The following is a 19,865-nucleotide window of genomic DNA, read 5'->3' as shown; positions in this document are numbered from 1 at the left end:
CCAATACGCTTGAGTTAAGAAAATATTTGAGAATCAATTCTAAAAAAATAATCCCAATTTTAACGAATCAATCTTCCATAATACAATTCAGTTAAGATTACCTTGTTGCTTGAGAAATTGTTTTACCTAAAGACATCAAAGTTCGTTTAAAATCTTCAGCACGTTGGCGAAAATCGTCGCCTTTACCTAATTCAAAAGCTAATCCTCTTGCCCCCTCCAATAGTTTTAAATAAACTTGACTACTCTGCTCTTGAGTGCGAATCACAAGATATAATTGCTGCACACCTGTATTGCGAATTGCTTGGACAACTTGGTTGATATTTTGGGTGTCGATGTCGGGAATGTGGGGCGGTGCATCAGTCACAAGCACAATGACTTTACTACCTGTGTCGGTGAAGGGTTGACGCAGTGCTAGTAAAATCGCATCAAGACTACTTTCGGGTTCGTCACCTCCTCCCCCTGCACGCAGTTTGGCAACTTCGTGACGAAATGCTACGGCATCTCTGGTGAAAATTTCCCCATTGAAAGTGAGAACACGATGTTCTTCTTGAATTAACCTGTCGCGAAATTCGATTAAACCAACTCTTACCCGCACGCCGTCAGATTCGATGGTGTTGGCAAAGCCAATAATTGCGTCTTTAATGGCTTCAATTTCCCCTTGCATACTCCCCGTACAATCAAGCACAAACATAATATCGGCACTACGTTTGTTTTGCAGTTGTTGGAGTTTTTGCTGTACCTGTTGTCCTAATCCGTAGGCGTTGATTTCGCTGGGGGATAGGGGCTGGGTTGGGGGTATTGTTGGTAATATAGTCGGGGCAATCGGTGTTTGTACTGGCGTTGGGTTTTTATTTGTAGTGGCGACGGCTGCAAGGGCTGTACCGCATTCGATACAGAAATTGTTGCCTTCAAGGTTTGATGCTCCGCAATTACTGCAAATCTTCATCTTGTTGCTATTTTCGCCTGCAACTCTCAGTATAGATGCCGATCGCCCTAGATTTCACGGAGGAAAACAAACCTTAAAAAAACATCACCGACTTTAATGCGATCGCTATGTAAAATTTTTGTAGGGGTAGCATGGGGAGTTAGGGCAATACCTCGCACTAATGTCCCGTTTTTACTGCCCAAATCTCGCACAAAATAATCGTTTCCTCTACGGCTAAACTCCAAGTGGCTACGACTAATGCTGTCATTGGCACCGGCGATTTCTGCACGTCCCATTAATAATACGCCGCCATCGCCAATATTTATCAAGCTCCTTGTTCCCTTGTTATTGCCCGATTCGACAATTAACAATGGATACCGCAAATGTAAATCATCGGGAATCGATGGTACATAAGTTGCATAACCCAACTCCCCCAGAATTTCATCAACCGAAGTAAAACGCTGATTCGGTTCCACCTTAACCATGCGTGCTAACACATAAGCAGCATTAGGGAAAAAATCGCAGTGAAAATCACTTAAATCAATTGCTTCAATTGGTGCAGGTATCTGTCTCAGGTAATTGATAAAATTCTCTAACTCCCGCCAACCCTTTCTGTACCAAAAATGCTCTCCCATCGCTAACTGGTAGAATATATGCCCCAAAGCATAAATATCAGCCCTGGCATCGGCAACTTTCGCACCGTATATAAGGATTTCTGGCGCTAGGTAAGGAAGAGTTCCAAAAAGTTCTCTATCCCCCGTCAAGCGATAATCTTTAAACTTAGAAATACCAAAATCGATTAATTTAACCTGCCCCGCATCACTTACCAAAATATTTGCAGGTTTTAAGTCACGATGAATAATATTGCAGCGATGGGCATCGCCAACACCAATGAGAATTTCTTGAAAAATATTCCGCTTTTGCGGTGATGATAGGGAGCCAACAGCTAAAACCTTATCTAAGGACTTACCGGCAAAATACTCGAACAATAAAAGATAAGTTTTATCATCCCACTGCCGCAAACCCCGCACTGGTATTATATACTCCGAAGGGATAGAAACCTCAGCTTCCAAACGCACGCGATCGGCAAGTAGGCTACCAGGTGGAATATTCTGAATGACTTTCAGAACATAGATATCATGTGTGGTAATATCCTTCACTTTCCACACCGAACCAAAACCACCGACACCTAACAACTCTATCAATTCAACTTCAACAACAGGTGGAATATTTACGGGTATTCGTCCACCTACCATGATTTCTAAAGGTTGTTCCATTGCTCCATCATCATAGGTATTGATATCATGTTCGGCTAATCACTTCTTACAATTAAAATCTCTCCGCTTCTCTAAGTCTTCGTGTCAGTTTTAATAATAAGTATGCAACCGGACATGATATGAGTTGAGGAACTCAGATTTTCTGAATTTCAGAATTATCTAATCGACTTGCCACAAAATTAATGTTTGATTATCTGTTTCTCCTGCCGCTTGTGCTGCTTGGAGCAAATTTTGAGCGATTTCTTCTAACACTTGATTGGTATTTGCGAGTATTTGCTTGATTTCTTCCAACAACAACAAACTACTCACACCGTCGGTGCATAAAAGTAATAAATCTCCCGGCTGTAATGATATTTGATACAAGGGAAGCTTTGTGGGTAATTCTGAGCAACCGATATAAAACTCCAAACGATTTCTGCCTTCGTGGTATCGCGCCATCTCCTCAGTAATCATACGCGCATTTACCAGAGTATTCGCTACGGTATGCTCTTGCGTAACTTTCGTTAAATTCCCAGTTTCCTGCTGATAGTGAAATAAGGGGCTATCACCCAGATTAAGTGCGATCGCCTGATGATCTAAAATAGCCGTAACTAAAATAGTCGAGCCAGCTTTACCCCATTTATTTACCTCAATCATCCTTCTCACATGGGCATTTGCTTGTTCTATAGCTTGCCACAGAATTTGAGCAAGAGATTCTGAGGAGACTGATGTCTCATTAATTACATTACAATTTAAAGATGATTTGACAATTAACTGCTCGAATAGTGATAGACTCAACTTATGTAAAGCCTGTTCGCTGACATGTTCCCCATAGGCATGACCTCCCATCCCATCAGCGATGGTCAAAATTGTTACTGGTGTTTTACCAATAACTGGAGTTAGAGAAAAAATCTGAAAACTATCTTCGTTATTTTGGCGTTGATTGGTTTGGCTGCACACAACATATTTAGGTTGATTACCTCTGAGATTATGGGGTTGATGTTGCATACAATTCTTTCCTAATAGAAGAATGCAGAAATCAAAAATTATTGATCAATTGATACAATCAAACCCTCTCGCGCTAATTCAGCTTCGGCAAACATCGATTTAATTTTTGCTTCGACTCCATCCAGAAAGTCGTCATCATCATCTGGATGGTGTTGAGAAATCACTAACTTTTTGACTCCGCTAGCATTGGCTAAGTCAAGGGCTGTTTGCCAGTAAAAATCCCCATTTTGATATTTTCTCGGTGTCAGTTCTGTATAGGTGGCATTCGCAATCAATAAATCAACCCCTTGACTGAGTTCGATAATTGGTTGGCGATCACTTTCTTCAACGATTTTACTCAAATCAGTCAGATAAGCAACACTATAATCTTGCCATGTAACTCGATAACCTATGGACTTCTGGCTTTGATTAATAAGGGCGGTACTAATACTCACATCATCAATATTCACTACCTGCCCAAAATTCAGGTTATGAAACTGTAACTCAGCCTGCATTAACTGTAACGGATAGGGAAAATACGGTTGCAGCATTTGATCACACAGACATTGTTTAATAGAAGCACTATTAGAAGCCGCAGTCCCGTAAATATAAAGATGATTTTCGGGGATAAATGCTGGCGCAAAAAATGGAAAACCGAGAATACGGTTAGATTGAGAATTCGTAAAAAACAAATGCGCTTGCAGTTGCTGATGATTCCGCAAACTCTTACCCAAAATTCGTAAACCAGTACCACCGTCAAAAATTAGACGTTTTCCGGCTACAAGCATTTCTACACAAGCGGTATTGCCACCGTAACGACGGGTGTCGTGACTTGGTGTCGCAATTAAACCCCGTACACCCCAAAATTGTACGGCGAAATTTCCCTTTTGGCTTTCCAGTGAAGAAACTTCAGCTTGATTTACGTGAATTTGAGGAGGCGACAGCTCAAAATTTGACATTTTTTTGGAAATCTTAGGTCTGACTGAGCAGGTCATCATAGCGTCGCACTTCTGACAATCGGTTGTTTTCGTCTACGATGACAACTGTAGGAGAGTATGATTTTAACTCATCTAAAGTAAACTGCCCGTAAGACATTATAATCAAGCGATCGCCGGAAATGCCTAGACGTGCGGCAGCCCCATTTAACTCAATTGCCCCCGAATTGGCTGGCGCGGAAATTGCATAAGTGGTGAAACGCTGACCATTAGTAACGTTGACGACATGTACCTGTTCAAAAGGGACAATTCCCGATTTATCTAATAAAGCTTGGTCAATACTGATACTACCAACGTAATTAATATTTGCTGCCGTTAGGGTGCAGTTATGAATTTTTGCGAGGAGAAGTGTCCTGTGCATTGGAAATTAGAAATAGGGAATGGGCAAACTGAATATTGTCGGAGAGGGTTCAGGGAGAGACATACAGAGGTGGAGAGGGAAAAAATGAAAGATATCATCTTTTTCCTGTTCCTTGCCCCATATCCCCTTTCCTTCCCTCTTCCTCTTTGCCCTAAAATTATTATTTAGAGCCAGCTTTGATGCACTTATCTACTAAAGGTTGAACCGTTTCAACATCTTGCCAACCGCGAATTTCTGTGACTTTCTTTTCCAAATTTTTATAAGTGCGGAAAAATTCGGCAATCTCGTCTAATTTGTGCGGTGCTATGTCTTTGAGTGATTTGACGTGGGCATAGCGTGGGTCTTTGTCGGGAACGCAAAGAATTTTTTCATCGCGATCGCCACCATCAATCATCTCTAACATCCCAATTGGTCTTGCTGCAATTACACACCCTGGGAAAGTTGGCTCATCCATGATTACCATCCCGTCTAAAGGGTCGCCATCATCAGCTAAGGTATTGGGAACGAATCCGTAATCATAAGGGTATTTTACCGACGAATAAAGCACTCTGTCTAAGGCAAATGCGTTGATATCCTTATCGAATTCGTACTTATTTTTACTCCCGCCTGTGATTTCAATCAGAACATTTATTATACCTGGTTTTGGTTGGGCAGGAATACGGGACAAATCCACAACAAATCTCCTCATGTTAATCCAAAGATTGGGTCATCTACTAGATTCCCCGTCTAGAATTTTAGGATTAATCTGTACACTTTCTGAAGATTTTCAGTCTTGATTGCTTGAGGGACAAGGGAAATTATAATCAAGTTTCCCTATCGCCCCATTTCCCCGTTGATCTTATCCTCATGATTTAGGCAAACTTGATATTCATCTCTCAAGAGTTCTTATATCCGAAAAAGTTGATACTGTACTCGGTAATCTTAACTCCAGTTTGTTCTTCAATTTGACGAATTAAATCTTCGGGTAATTCTACATGCACATCGAGGATTTGATTCGTATCTAAACAATTCACATGACTGTGGGAATCACTAATATTTCCATACAAACGCCCGTCACAACGCTCGACACATTCAATAATTCCTTGCGAGGATAATGCTTCTAGGTTCTGATAGACTGAAGTGTGACCGATACCCTTACCTTGATGATTGAGGCGATCGTAAATTTCGCGCGCCGAAAGATGCTCTTGCGCCTGCCACAATAGCTCTAAAATAAAGCGACGCTGGCGGCTAACGCGCATACCCAGATTTTGACACCGCTCTAGTGCATCTTCGAGCGAACGAATAGGTTTGGAAGTTGTCGATGTCGCCGAGTTTTGCATATGTGAATTTGTTAACGTTGGGATATTTTTGACTACGAGAATGGTTTTTATTTTATATATGCAACCATTTTGCAACTATTACTAATTCTATCGCTACCTGTATTTCAACTTAGGCGACATTCAGTCAAGATTAAATTACCCGTACCAGGTTTGAGTAGTTGCTTTTGTTAGTTGTATATCTAATTCATACTCATTACAACTTTAGCTTAAAAAACTAGAAAACGTCTACCAATAGGTAATTATCGAACGTGACATTATATGTAGGTCAAGATGATTTAGTTGAAAAAATTAATAAAAACAGAGTCCGACATCAAGTTGATCTCAATAATTTCAGTAAACCCGTTGCGGAAAAATGTCAAGCACTGAATGATCTCGCTTTGATCATAGAGAGATATTTACACACTAAAGCATCATAAGCAAAAAATGGGTTGCTCACCACACAGTAACTTTTTTGCTTTTGAGATAATTAACCGCAGATATCGGCACAGCAGACGGGCAGAGTCAGGTTTTATATCTTAGCTCAGAATCGACACTGGTGATTAAAGACTCTTCGCATCAATTTTGTCGTCAGTATTTCAGCTTAGTCTAATTTGTCTTCTGCTCAGATATGAAAAAAGTTGCCAATGCTAATAGGGGGTGTCATAATGTAGGGGTCAAAGGCAGCAGGGGTGAAAACACTTAGGGGCAAGACCCCTTGACTAGTTTGAGTCTCTATAAAAGCTGCATAGCGCTTCAATTTCATAATGATACTGTGATTTACACTGAACTTGCAAAAGGCATCAGCAGAATATTCAGTGTATACACGTATTCACATCAGCATTAAAAATGCTCATAATGTCATGCAAAGCAACTCAGTAAAAACTGAGGAGTGAATTCCTCCCTGACAAGTCGAAAAGCCTATCATTTTAGGTAAAAGGTGAGTTAATGAGGATTTGAGATCAATAAATACAGCCCGGAAAAATAAAGGTAAACTTAGGTAACTTTCCTTACCTATATTTTTCTGACTATAATTTTTTGTCTTATTTCTGAAACTCATCTTTTATCTTTATTTCCAGCTAGGTGACAGGGCTTTTAGGTAAATATTGCCGGCGAGCCAAGTTATACAAATAGAAGCATTACAAGCAAATGTCATATAGCAATATCAATTAGCAATCTTATAACCGGGATTTTGCTGTGATTTCATGCGTGCGATCGCAATCTTGGCAATATCCAATCAATGCCAATCAATATCTGTTGAGACATCACCAGACATCGATGTTTCCACAAAATCAAGCTTTACAAGGGTAAAAATATGCAGAATCACGAACTTAATGCTCCCAATGGTAATGGCAATGGGAACGGTAACGGCAAGGCAAAACAGCCAACACCACCGGGAAATAGCAACAATATGCCATCCCTAAACATGGATGCACCACGCAGTAGAAGTGACATGGCAAATAGCGACATGAACTCTGCGGATAACTACAGCGCCATGCAAAAAGTCCTCGTAGAATTGCGAGTATCTAGAAGCCAAGGTGTAATGGGCGTATCTGAAGGAGTTAACGCCAACGTCGCCAGTTTTCGACTCGATACCAATTACGAACCAGTACCAGTTACTGCAACTAGTAACCTTACTCCAAGTCTTTTGGCTGCTAACCAGGAAACTTACATTATTCGCGGCGAAATCGAAGAATCCAGCATCCGCGAACTCGAAGCACAACCCAACGTTGTTAAAGTCTACAAAGACACCCCAATTGCAGCCTTTAATCCCACAGTTCTGGAAAAAGCAACCAACGATTTAGTTAAGCCAATGAATGGGAAAGGAAATTGTCCCGTTGGCACATGTGATTGTTCCCCCACCACCGCCAAAGGAACGATCGCAGATGTGGCAAAATACTTTGGTGTAGACCAAATTTGGGCGGCTGGATTTCGTGGGCAAGGCATTGTCGTCGGCGTAGTTGATGGTGGTATTACAGCCGAAGGTCGTAATGTCGAACCCATGGAAGGGATTCGTCGCATACCCAATGTTATCGGCGGACCAGCAGCAGACTGGGGAACCAAAGCCCGTTCTTGGGGTGAACATGGTAATATGTGCGCCACCGATATCTTGGGTATGGCACCAGAGGCAAAGTTATACGACTGTCGGATTGCTGGTGGTGACTCCATCTCCAATGCCATAAATGTTTTCAACTGGGCAATTAATCAATACCGCACCGATGGTACACCCCACATCCTTTCTAATAGCTGGGGTATATACCAAAAAAACTGGGATGAATTTTACGCCACAAACCCCGATCACCCCTTCACCCGTAAAGTAGTTGAAGCCATCAACGAAGGTATCATAGTTCTATTTGCAGCCGGAAACTGTGGCAACACCTGCCCAGCCGACCGTTGCGGTGGTGATACCGGTCAAGGTAAAAGTATTTGGGGTGCCAACGGACACCCAATGGCAATCACAGTTGGTGCTGTGAATAAAGAAGAGCAATTTGTCGGCTACAGTAGCCAAGGACCAGCAGCACTCGACCCCAACAAACCTGATTTTTGTTCTGTAACCCATTTCCGAGGATATTTTGGCAGCGATAACGGTACTTCAGCAGCTTGCCCAATTGCTGCTGGCGTGGCAGCATTACTCAAACAAGCAAAACCCAGCATCAAACAAGAAGAATTAAAGAATCTGCTCAAACAAACCGCCAAAAATATTGGTGAACCTGGATTTGACCAACATACAGGGGCGGGTGTCATTCAGCCTAAAGTTGCTTTTGATGCTCTGAATCCCAATGTACCTAAGTGGGGAGAATGGGAAAGCTTGGGTGGAAATGGCTTCTCGGCTCCTGCTGCCGTGACTTTAGGTGAAAAACACCTCGATGCATTTGTAATTGCTGCTGACAGTGCCCTGTATCAAAAAACATGGGATGGCACAACTTGGAGTAGCGAATGGCAAAATTTAGGTGGTTTTAGCTTATCTGCACCTGCTGCCGTGTCTATTAGTTCTAGTGCCGGAGCTAAACGCATCGATACCTTTATTATTGGGAAAGAACGTCAACTGATGCGAAAAACTGGGAATGATGCAGCTTGGGGTGAATGGGAAAACTTGGGTGGTTTCTGCAAACAAGGTATTGCAGTCTCAACTTTAGGTGAACAGCGTCAGGATGTATTTACAATTGGTGCAGACAATGCTGTGTACCAAATGACTTGGAATGGTACAGCTTGGAGTGAATGGACAAGCTTAGGTGGATTTGCACTTTCTGCACCTGCGGCAGTCTCTGGGGGCGAAAATAGAATTGATTTGTGTGTACGCGGTAGTGATCATGCAATTTACCACAAGTATTGGAATGGTACAGCTTGGAGTGAATGGACAAGCTTAGGTGGTTTGTGGTTGTATGCACCTGCTGTTACTTCCTGGGGTGCAAACCATTTGGATGTATTTGCAGTAGGTACAGATAACGCTGTCTATCGCAAATATTCCGATGGAGTCACCTGGAGTTCCTGGGAGAAAATTGGCGGCATCAGTATTTCTGCACCAGCTGCTGTTTCCCGTGGTGAGAAAGAGCTAGATGTGTTTGTGGTGGGTGGTGATAACTCGATTTACCGCAATTCTTTCAGCTAGATTTCTCTATAGATTTTGATATTGGACTAACAAATCTGTGTTAGTCCCGAAAAGCAAAAACAGCTAAATAGTTTTCAAGGATGGGTGGGTGGGTTCGTGATTTGTGTGGTGTGAGAAGTGATAGGTAGGGGCAAATATTATTTGCCCATACAATCTTTAATCCTTGTTTCCGGTTTCAATTCCTTATATTTCCCTATTGATTCCCTAATTGTTCAGAATTTGCGATCGAGTTCCAATCCCTACAACAACTCGACTTTATAGATGTTAGATGCGTGATGGATAGACGCGATATCGTAATGATGTCGCGTTTTTTTTATTTTTGCCTTCCTCTTTCGCCTTTCCCCCTTTCCTGCTACGCTAAATTCTCGAACCTGCTTAATGACTAGCAAATGGCTCCAATAGCGATCGCACTTAATTCTAATCACATCAATACCCTCGATTTATCACCTGCGACTGAGGTAATCGAGCCAATTCTGGCTGAGGGTAAACTTCCCTCTTCAGAACAACAGTTAAGCTTTAATATTGATTATCCCAGAGAAGTGGGCGACCCTAGAGAACTATCGGAAATACCGGAAGTGCGTCTGTGGTTTATACGCCTTGATTCGCGTTATCCTTGGTTGCCGTTTTTACTTGATTGGAAGGAAGGCGAATTTGCTCGCTATAGCGCGATGCTTGTACCACACCAATTTTCTAAAGAAGGGATTCAGTATAATCCCGAAGCATTAGAGATATTTTTAATGCATAAGATTTTCGTTTTGGGTGATTGGCTCAAACAGCAGGGTATACCCCACCAATCTCGCTTGAAATCAATGGCACAATTATTGGGTTATGACTTGGATGATGGGTTATTTGAGATATTTTAAATAGGGAATGGGACTGAGGTGCGATCAGATTATAAAATTCATAACAAGCAAAAGTATACATTGATCAGGTTAGTGATTACTTAATCACACTAAATTATTTTATTGATATATCCTGCTGCAAAAATGACTACTATCATTTAGTATTGAACGCGAGACCAGGTATCAACTATTTGTACCATTTTGTCAGCACTGATACCTTTAAGTAATCTTTTACCAGTTTTTATTTTAACTCTGGTAATAACATCACTTAAAGATTCAAATTGTTTCTTGTTGCGCTCTTTTTCGATAATTTCAGCAATTTGAACCGCTTTTTTATCATTAAAACCACCTGTTCTGAGTCTGAAAACTAAGTCCAAAACTGTTAAAGTATTAAACACTTCTAAAGGTGTAATATTTCTTGGTGCTTTGTTTTGAAGACTTTGAATACTATCGTATAGATTTTGTCTTTCTTGCATCAGTTCGATTCTTAACTCGCTAACTTGTTTTTCTAATGAGCTAAGTTCGTAATTAGTTGATATTTGTTGAAAATTAGAATTTCTATCTGGGGTTTGAAGCGTTTGCTCTGAAAAATCTACTTGTTTCAGGACTGAAAGCTGGTTTAATGCTAAATCTTCCTCCTCTGGTACAATAACAAAAGCATTCACCATTTCACCTTCACTAGGATTTTTTTCTCTCGCTTTTACTGCTGCATAGTATTCAAAGTGTCCATCTACGACTTCATATTTTTCAAAACCTATTTTTCGCAAAACAAGAGGCTTCAAAAGACCACCAGACTCTAATATCATATCCGCAAGAGTAGCCAAATCTTCTTCTTGAAAACTTGAACGAGAAATATTGGAATTAATACTAGAAACATCTATCATTAAAAAATTAGTCATAATTACATCTCCATTTTATTTAATACTTCAAGTGCTAGAAATTCAAATTCAGTAGCAGCTTGATTCGCAGAAGTTTCGAGAACTGCGAAATCTATGATTGATTTAGGATCAGGAATTTCCATGTTTCCAAGTAGTATAGTTCTATTAAGACAAGCAGATAAAGCTGTTCTTTCAGAAATGATGCTATCCATCAATGGTAAATTATAACGTTCGGTAATGACATTTTTGTGTTTAGTAAATGTATGCTTTAAATACTGAGCATTGGTTGAAATTTTGGATGGTAGAATACCCATAATAGTAATAGGATTTTTACCTAAACCTTCTTTGTTTTCATTGATTTGCTGTTTAATAAAGTTTTGTACACTTAATAATCCTTGATTTGAGAATGGTTTTAAGTCTGAAGGAATAATCAGATAATCAGCAGCAGTTAATGCAGCTTCTGCATAAACGTCTAAAGAAGGGGGAGTATCAATAATAACTACATCATAGTCATGTTGTACTTTTTCTAATTTTCTTGCTAATCTGATTCGGCTGGCTCCAAATCCAACTAATTTTGTTTGATTAGCGATTAAATTTATGTGTGAAGGTATTACGTCGATTTCTGGATTATTAAAAAATTTAGATTGACGAACAATATCTGGAATAAAATTAGATTCGCTTTTTTCTAATAAATGATATACATTACGGTCTTTTAAATCATCATCTTCTTCAAATTGAAATTTAATTAGACCAGTCGCAAAAGTAGAATTTGCCTGAGCATCTATGTCAATTAGAAGAACTCGCTTCCCTTTTTTTCTCAATGCGGCTGCTAAATTAATAGCTATAGTTGTTTTACCTACACCACCTTTGTGATGATAAACTGCAATTACTTTCATCAAATTTTTCCTTTTAGGCTCAATAATAGAATGCGAATTTATTGGTATCGGCTGTTTAGTTACGTCTGGATATTGTGTCTCAAATGTTTTTTGTTCTATAGCTTTTAAACTATTTCTCCCAATTATTTTTTTTATTTCATCTAATTTCGTATCGATTTCATCCCCAGTACACTGAAATTTTAGATAAATATCGTTTGCTAGTGTCTCATAAATCCTAATTTCCTTTCCATTAGTTAATAATCCATATCTCACATTCAAGCTTGTTAAATAATGCCTGAGTCGAGGAACATGATTATTTAAGTTTTGCTTGGGATGCTTTGCTTCCATGACTACGCTCAAAGGTGAGTTTGCATCCAAGACAAAGGGTACAACTTGTGCTGCAAAAGCCAAAAAATCTAAGCGGATGCTTCCAACTGCTACTTCTTGATGCCATGTGTCAGGAGTATACCCTAACTCTGGCAACAAGTATTGAACAATGAGCTTACTCTCCACTTCGCTTTCATTACGGCAAAGTTCAGCATTGAATGTCAATGGTTTTATACCTCTTAAAATATACTAGTATCAATAATTACAGATTATCAGGGATTGCTAAGTGATTTATATCACTTCGATTATTGTAATAATTATAGTTGCTCTACAAACATAATTCAAGTAATAATACTTACTTAGATAACTAGAGGTGAACAAGCATTACTACATTTTTGTTGGTATATTTTAATGCTACTACGTCCACTAATTTAAATGTTACATATTTTTCTAAAGGCTAAAAATACGCACTTCATTGATATAATCTGACTGCCAAAAAAAATGAAAGTGAGTTGTGGCAAATATTAAATCAAGCAAAAATTTCCAACTCATAACTAGATTTGTACGCTACTTAGATGGGAAGCTTTTTCCAAGGATTTAATCAATGGGACATGTAATTGCAACAGCAAATATGAAAGGTGGTGTGGGGAAAACAACCCTCACTGTGAACATAGCAACATGTTTGGCAAAAAATCATGGTAAGAAGGTACTTGTACTCGATTTGGATACACAAATTAGTGCGACACTCAGCTTGATGTCACCTGTAGAATTTGCTAATCGTCGCAAACAACGCAAGACTTTTCGCTATTTAATTGACCAAATTATTACCCCAGAAGATGCACCAACCCACACAATTCAAGATATTATTCAAACACAGGTTTGTAATGTCCCAGGTTTAAATTTAGTTCCTGGCGATATTGATTTATATGATGAATTTGTTGTGTCAGAACTGTTACACCAACAAGCTATTCAATTAGGTGAAAAAGATTTTGAAACTATTTGGAATCGTTTTGAACGGGTTTTGTTAGGGAAGATTTTAGAACCGATTCGCAATGATTATGATTTTATTATCTTAGATTGCGCTCCTGGTTATAATTTACTGACTCGTAGTGCATTGGCAACCAGTAATTATTATTTACTTCCTGCGAAGCCAGAACCGCTTTCTGTTGTTGGAATTCAGTTATTAGAAAGACGGATTGGACAGTTAAAAGATAGTCATGAACAAGAAGCAAAGATAGATATAAAAATGCTAGGTATTGTCTTTACTATGTTTAGTAATAATTTACTCAGTGGCAGATATTATAAGCAGGTAATGAATCGTGTTTATCAAGATTTTGGGAATGAGAAAATCTTTAATAGTCAAGTACCTGTAGATACAAATGTGGCGAAGGCTGTTGATACTTTTATGCCTGTGGTGTTAAATAATCCACAATCGGCAGGTTCTAAAGCTTTTGTACAGTTAACGCAGGAGTTACTTTTAAAACTGTAAAAATTGAGGTTGATAGACTGAAAATTGACAGATGGGTGTGTTCGCGACAGCGTAATACACCCTACTTAGAGACTATTTAGAAAGTAAATATTAAGGACTGTCGCGCAGGGAGAAACCCGGTTTCTCATCAAAACTTCAGATGATGCTCGATACGTAAATCTAAGAAACCGGGTTTCTTGAGTCTTCAGGTTTATATACATAACCTCTAACACTTATTTACCATAAACTCAATTGATTAGGTTCTTGCTCAACTTCATCCCACGGTAAAGGGGAAATATTTAAACCATTTTCTTGTAATTTTTGATAAAAATTTTGATAAAAATGTCGTGCATTTCGAGGAGAATAATCTTCAATTGGACAGTGAACAAAAAAGTAAATTTCTTTATTTTGTTGTAACCAATTTTGAATTTGCGTTACCCACTCTGCCATAAATTGCTGATTCATCTCTAATTTGGGATGTGAGATAAATCTGATTAAACTAAAGTTTGAGGTGATTGTAAATTGTACAGGTAATTTAGGCTTACGTCTTTCTGATTCTAATTGTGGATCATCATCTCCAGTATAAATAGGACGGCTATCTAACAATACTCTACCAATATTAAAGCTTTCTAAAAGTTTATTCAATGCGATCGCATCTATTTCTTGAAACCAATCACGGTGACGAACTTCAACAGCTAAGGGTAGTTTTGTCTGTTGCCAAGCTTCTAAAAATAGTCCTAAATCATCGATTAATTTTGGTGAGTAGCTGGGTGGTAATTGCAAAAACATGGGCGCTAACCTCGTACCGAGAGGACGCATTTGTTCGGCAAATTCTAATGCTTTGGGGATATATGGTTGAAGGATACCGTTGTGGGTAATAGCGCGTGGCAATTTGAGGCAAAACCGAAAATTTTCTGGTGTTTCACTTGCCCATTTTTTTACTGTTTCCGTATTTGGAACTGCATAGAATGTTGTGTTTCCTTCAACTGCATTAAAACGTCGGCTGTATAATTTCAAAAAATCAGCATTACGAGTTCCTTTCGGATAAAAATCACCAAGCCAACCTTTATACGACCAAACAGCACACCCAATCAAAAATTTCATCAAAACTTATCCCTGGAGATTCAAAGTTTATATACCTAATTTTTTTGAAAAGTTCGGTATATTTATGAGATTTATTAACAATATTTGTAAATTTGTAATTTAGGGATTCTTTTGGTTAGTAACTGATAACAACTTTTCTCTTGTTAACACCATATCACTATACAGTTGTAGTGCCGATCGCCACACTAAATACCCTTGAGAATTTAAATGTAAACCATCTGTACTCAATTCAGGGCTGAGATTGCCTTGATTATCAATAAATAATGGATGTAAATCCAAATATTTGATATTTTCTTTAGCGGCTAAATTCTGTAATTCTTGATTTAATTGGCGAATAGTATTATTAGAAATAGCTAGTAATTTTTCTTTTCCTTCCCAAGTGGCATTTTCCCCACCATGCGGCAAAATTGATTGAATGACAATTTGTGTTTTGGGATGTGCTTTTTGCAAATAAGTGATAATTCGCCGATGATTTTCTAAAATTTCTTGATTGCTAATTCCCTTAATCAAATCATTAATACCAATCATTACCAAAATTGTTTCTGGTTCTGTCTGAGCAAATAACTTCAACCGTTTCCATAAACCCTGACTAGTTTCCCCAGAAATTCCTTGATTTAACCATTCTCTTTGTTCAGGTAATAATTGAGTAGGAAACCATAAAGAAAGAGAATCTCCAGCCAAAATAGTCAGATGTTGGGGACGTTTTGTTGCTGCAACATTGGCTTCACGTTTGAGAATATCTTCCCATTGCTTATAGGTGAGTTTATGACGTTTCCCAAGTTCAGGCGTGGGACTTGGTGAGGGGTTGTCGATAGGAGCTAATGTAGGAGTTGAAGTTGGACTGAATAAACCATTTGCACTCTGTTGTCGCCAATACAGTAGTATAATAGCCCCAATTAATATCACGTTAGATAGTAATGATAAAAATCCCCAAATAGGCATGATTTTTGAGCTATTTACAGCTTGGGAAGTGTTGGAATCTTGTGGATTTTTTAGAGAAGTAGACACGCTGCTGGTTGTTGTTGAGAGTGTTGGAAGATGGAATTGATTTTATTCCATATTGATTCAAAAAAGTCAATATCTTTGATATAACATGTTGATGTTAAATTTTTAACAATTGGTTTCACATCTAATTTAATATCTGAAATATAGTAATTCTATTTGATTTGTCAAAAAATGTAACTTATTTATCCCTGATTTCTGAAAGTAGTCGGAGATATTGAGTTTACGCTAGGTCTCAGCGATTATACAAAAAAATACGGGTAGGATGCCCGCATCAAAATTATTTGTTAATAATTAATAATCAACCTAATAGGGAAGGAGTTGGGGTTAGGTTCATCAAATTGACGTTATTCAGAAATCAAACCAGATTTTTATGCTGACTACTAATTATTAAACATTAATATTTTTCGGTAATTGAAATTCTGTCACCAAATTCCTCGTTATAACCTTCTTCACCATGTTCGTGAATATCCATACCCTGATATTCAGCTTCTTCCGCGACACGCAAACCAACAGTAGCATCAACAATCTTGAGAATAACCCAAGTCCCAACACCAGCAATAACATAAGCGATCGCGATCGCAGCTAACTCTACCAATATTTCTTGAGGATTGCCAGCTAACAAGCCATTTTTGCCGCTTGAGTTGACGGCTGTAGTTGCAAATACACCTGTGAGAACCGCGCCGACTGTACCACCAACACCGTGAATGGGATAGGTATCTAAAGCGTCATCTATTTGAACTTTGTGCTTCAAACTAACTGCATAGAAACAGACAAAAGCAGTAATTGCACCCATCAAAATCGCCGCTAGCGGTGTCACAAACCCGGCTGCGGGGGTAATCCCAACTAAACCTGTGACAGCGCCAGTTGCAGCACCAACAGCTGTCGGCTTACCGCGTAATACCTTTTCTAAAATCAACCACATTAAAGCACCAGCAGCAGCAGAAGTATTAGTATTCACAAATGCTGTGGTTGCTAAACTACCAGAAGCTAAAGCGCTACCCGCATTGAAGCCAAACCAACCAAACCATAATAAACTTGCACCCAACAAGATAAAGGGTACATTATGGGGAGGGCTAAGTCTGTCGGGATAGGTTTTGCGAGGTCCAAGAACGATCGCTGCAACTAGTGCAGAAACGCCAGAGCTAATGTGAACTACCGTACCACCTGCAAAATCTAACGCCCCAATTCCCCCGTATAAACTTAACAATCCACCTTTCGCCCAAACCATATGCGCCAAAGGGGAATAAATAAATGTTGACCACAGTAATACAAACAATGAGTATCCGGTAAAACTCATTCTCTCCGCGATCGCACCGGAAATCAATGCGGGAGTAATTATGGCAAACATTGCCTGATAAATCATAAATGCCTGGTGGGGAATAGTTGGGGCATAGGAAAGCACTTCAACCGGATTTGAACCCTGCAAATAATTAGTGGTTTCTACCCCCACCCCATTTAGTCCCAACCATTGTAAACCGCCAATAATTGGATTTCCAGGAGCAAATGCCAGACTGTATCCCCATAAAATCCAAGTTACACCTACAATCGCCATTAAGACGAAACTCATGATTAGAGTATTGAGAACGTTACGCGATCGCACAAATCCACCGTAGAAGAAAGCTAATCCTGGTGTCATTAACAACACCAGCGCTGATGATACCAGCATAAAAGCTGTATCTCCTGAAGTTTGAGCGGCGGCGGCGGCATCTGCTACTTTTTTCAGGTCTTCGACAGTGACTGTTTGAGCCAAGGCATTACCGACTAGGGGACTACCAAGAAATAACATGGCGATCGCTCCTATCATCATTACTTTCTTCAACACTGATTTTGTTCCTGAAGTGCAATAATTTTGATGCTAATTACATTTCAGTTTGCGTAAAATTTAACGTTAATTCTGTAGTCAAGGTTATTTAATCATCAGATTAGCTAAAGATTCATTCAGAAATACTTCTCTTAGCAGTTACTTTTTGTTAAAAAAGGTGTAATTGTATTTATTCCTACTTCTTAAAAAGTAATAAAGGTGTCTAACCCGTCAGTTCACATTTGTCTTAAATTTCCGCAGTTTTATCGCGTTTTTAGAAACTTGAGCTATTAGCCCGAAATTTATTTTCGGACGGATGAGCAATGCCAAATCAAGAATTTATAGCAAATTTATAGCAGAATGCTTAAACCGCAGGCAATTGACTAAGTGTTCGTGTAAAGATAAATTGGACAAATCGTGTGGAGAGGAGTTTCCGGGAAGATGTTCTTCACGGAAAACTCCGGGACATCTTGCCCACCTTTGGGAAATAGTAAGTGAGACGTTTGCACTACTTTGGGAAATAGCAAGCGAGACGCTTGCACTACTTGTTTTTACATGATTATTAATAGTATTTTTGCAGGAGAAAAGTCATATTTTATTCGTCGAATTCGCGTTTGATTAAATTTTGGCAAAACCGAGCTTCTATGAATATGAGATACAAAAAGTATCATCATTTATTTATAGAAAAACCCGGTTTTGAAGTGTGGTAAAAATCAACTACAAACAAATTTGTTGTAGTGTGGTGACAAAATCTGGATAGGAAATACTCGCAGCCTCCGCACGATGAATCGTAGTTTTTCCGGATGCATTCAGAGATGCGATCGCCAAACTCATCGCAATTCGATGGTCTGTATAACTATCTACATCAGCACCAGTTAACGGAGTACCGCCAGTAATTTCCATACCATCAGGTAATTCCGTAATCTTTGCACCCATTTTTGTCAATTGTTGAGCCATAACAGTGATGCGATCGCTCTCTTTTACCCGCAACTCTTCTGCATTTTTAATTACAGTTGTACCCTCGGCAAATACGGCAGCAACTGCAAGAATGGGAATTTCATCGATCAAACGCGGAATAATATCGCCAGTAATAGTACAAGCTTTTAATCTGCCAACACAACGCACTCGTAAATCAGCTACAGGCTCTCCAGCAACCTCCCGTTGATTCTCTGGTTGGATATCCGCCCCCATCATTGCCAAGGCTTCTAAAACACCCGTGCGCGTCGGGTTAACACCCACATTTTCAACTACCAACTCCGCACCAGGAACAATTGCCCCAGCCACCAACCAAAAAGCTGCGGAACTAATGTCTCCGGGTACAATCACTGACTGACCATATAGCGTTTTGCCACCCGTGACGGTTACACTTTTACTATCGGGGTCTACCGATAATTCAGCACCAAACGCACGTAGCATTCTTTCACTATGATCGCGGGAAAGGGCTGGTTCGGTAACAGTGGTTTTACCCTCTGTCATTAACCCAGCTAAAAGAATACAAGATTTGACTTGTGCCGAAGCAATGGGAGAATGGTAGTGGATAGGTGTGAGTGAGTTGCCCCGTATTGCTAACGGTGCTAGAGAATTGTTTTTGCGTCCCCAAATTTCAGCCCCCATTTGCTGTAACGGTTTGACAACCCGTGACATCGGACGACTACGCAGTGAGTCATCTCCGGTAACAGTAAAAAACCTATCGGGGTGTGAAGCTAAAATTCCCAGCATCAACCGCAAAGTTGTACCGGAATTACCTGCATTTAAGATATCAAGAGGTTCTTGCAAATTTCCTAAGCCAATGCCTTTGACGGTGACTAATTCAGTATTCAGTGGCGAAATCTCGGCTCCCATTGCCTGAAAGCAATTTGCGGTGCTACGAGGATCTTCTCCCAAAAGTAATCCTTGAATTTTCGTTTCACCTTGTGCCAATGCACCTAACATTAAGGCACGATGAGATATAGATTTATCTCCCGGTACTCGGATGCAACCTCGTAAGGATACTCCAGAAGGTGACAGGTTAATAATTAAATCTTGCGAAACGTCTTCTTTTGTTTCTACGGTTATAACAGAAGGCGACATTAGGATAAACTGGCGTGTGACTGCGCTAGTATCCTACCGTTTTATTTGACCGTGACGCTCTACCTA

At 39.5% G+C, this 19,865-nt stretch carries 16 protein-coding genes; 3 read left to right on the top strand and 13 right to left on the bottom strand.

Annotated features, from left to right (window positions below):
* Positions 1-97 precede the first annotated feature (97 nt).
* The 7 genes from VB733_RS05750 to VB733_RS05720 all read right to left on the bottom strand — a co-directional run bounded on the left by VB733_RS05750 (position 98) and on the right by VB733_RS05720 (position 5,843).
* Positions 98-946 carry a VWA domain-containing protein gene (locus tag VB733_RS05750; protein WP_323339142.1) on the bottom strand — a complete coding sequence of 283 codons (849 nt, stop codon included), beginning with the start codon at positions 944-946 and terminating at the stop codon, positions 98-100.
* A gap of 47 nt (positions 947-993) precedes the next feature.
* On the bottom strand, positions 994-2,202 hold the full coding sequence (locus tag VB733_RS05745) for an FHA domain-containing serine/threonine-protein kinase (RefSeq protein WP_323339141.1): 1,209 nt from the start codon (positions 2,200-2,202) through the stop codon (positions 994-996).
* 159 nt (positions 2,203-2,361) lie between these two features.
* On the bottom strand, positions 2,362-3,189 hold the full coding sequence (locus VB733_RS05740; protein WP_323339140.1) for a PP2C family protein-serine/threonine phosphatase: 828 nt from the start codon (positions 3,187-3,189) through the stop codon (positions 2,362-2,364).
* A 38-nt stretch (positions 3,190-3,227) separates the two neighbouring features.
* Positions 3,228-4,127, bottom strand: coding sequence for an MBL fold metallo-hydrolase (locus VB733_RS05735; protein ID WP_323339139.1), 900 nt, complete (start codon positions 4,125-4,127; stop codon positions 3,228-3,230).
* A 13-nt stretch (positions 4,128-4,140) separates the two neighbouring features.
* On the bottom strand, positions 4,141-4,524 hold the full coding sequence (gene panD / locus VB733_RS05730) for an aspartate 1-decarboxylase (protein WP_096615956.1): 384 nt from the start codon (positions 4,522-4,524) through the stop codon (positions 4,141-4,143).
* 160 nt (positions 4,525-4,684) lie between these two features.
* Entirely contained in the window at positions 4,685-5,197 is a 513-nt protein-coding gene (locus VB733_RS05725; protein WP_323339138.1) for an inorganic diphosphatase, read from the bottom strand.
* A gap of 202 nt (positions 5,198-5,399) precedes the next feature.
* On the bottom strand, positions 5,400-5,843 hold the full coding sequence (locus VB733_RS05720; protein WP_096615954.1) for a Fur family transcriptional regulator: 444 nt from the start codon (positions 5,841-5,843) through the stop codon (positions 5,400-5,402).
* Positions 5,844-7,134: 1,291 nt separating this feature from the next.
* On the opposite strand from VB733_RS05720, the gene VB733_RS05715 reads away from it, so the two are divergent.
* Both VB733_RS05715 and VB733_RS05710 read left to right on the top strand, forming a co-directional pair.
* Positions 7,135-9,429, top strand: a complete 2,295-nt coding sequence (locus VB733_RS05715) for a S8 family serine peptidase (protein WP_323339137.1) — start codon at positions 7,135-7,137, stop codon at positions 9,427-9,429.
* Positions 9,430-9,818: 389 nt separating this feature from the next.
* Entirely contained in the window at positions 9,819-10,292 is a 474-nt protein-coding gene (locus tag VB733_RS05710; RefSeq protein WP_323339136.1) for a CRR6 family NdhI maturation factor, read from the top strand.
* 137 nt (positions 10,293-10,429) lie between these two features.
* Here VB733_RS05710 and VB733_RS05705 read toward each other — a convergent pair whose 3' ends face one another.
* Positions 10,430-11,170: a chromosome partitioning protein ParB gene (locus VB733_RS05705; protein ID WP_323339135.1), complete on the bottom strand. Its 741-nt coding sequence runs from the start codon at positions 11,168-11,170 to the stop codon at positions 10,430-10,432.
* A 2-nt stretch (positions 11,171-11,172) separates the two neighbouring features.
* Entirely contained in the window at positions 11,173-12,576 is a 1,404-nt protein-coding gene (locus VB733_RS05700) for an AAA family ATPase (RefSeq protein ID WP_323339134.1), read from the bottom strand.
* A 379-nt stretch (positions 12,577-12,955) separates the two neighbouring features.
* On the opposite strand from VB733_RS05700, the gene VB733_RS05695 reads away from it, so the two are divergent.
* Positions 12,956-13,840: a ParA family protein gene (locus VB733_RS05695; protein WP_323339133.1), complete on the top strand. Its 885-nt coding sequence runs from the start codon at positions 12,956-12,958 to the stop codon at positions 13,838-13,840.
* A gap of 216 nt (positions 13,841-14,056) precedes the next feature.
* Here VB733_RS05695 and VB733_RS05690 read toward each other — a convergent pair whose 3' ends face one another.
* The 4 genes from VB733_RS05690 to aroA all read right to left on the bottom strand — a co-directional run bounded on the left by VB733_RS05690 (position 14,057) and on the right by aroA (position 19,799).
* Complete coding sequence (locus VB733_RS05690) at positions 14,057-14,923, bottom strand: DUF72 domain-containing protein (protein WP_323339132.1); 867 nt, start codon at positions 14,921-14,923, stop codon at positions 14,057-14,059.
* A 99-nt stretch (positions 14,924-15,022) separates the two neighbouring features.
* Positions 15,023-15,865 carry an SGNH/GDSL hydrolase family protein gene (locus tag VB733_RS05685; protein ID WP_323339284.1) on the bottom strand — a complete coding sequence of 281 codons (843 nt, stop codon included), beginning with the start codon at positions 15,863-15,865 and terminating at the stop codon, positions 15,023-15,025.
* A 457-nt stretch (positions 15,866-16,322) separates the two neighbouring features.
* Positions 16,323-17,732 (bottom strand): ammonium transporter, encoded by a 1,410-nt coding sequence (locus VB733_RS05680; RefSeq protein WP_416336295.1) that lies wholly within the window; start codon positions 17,730-17,732, stop codon positions 16,323-16,325.
* A 714-nt stretch (positions 17,733-18,446) separates the two neighbouring features.
* Entirely contained in the window at positions 18,447-19,799 is a 1,353-nt protein-coding gene (gene aroA, locus VB733_RS05675; RefSeq protein ID WP_323339130.1) for a 3-phosphoshikimate 1-carboxyvinyltransferase, read from the bottom strand.
* Positions 19,800-19,865: the final 66 nt, after the last annotated feature.

Origin of the sequence: Calothrix sp. UHCC 0171 (assembly GCF_034931845.1) — a bacterium.
Lineage (GTDB): Bacteria > Cyanobacteriota > Cyanobacteriia > Cyanobacteriales > Nostocaceae > Brunnivagina.
This window is presented reverse-complemented; position numbering and strand designations above follow the sequence as displayed.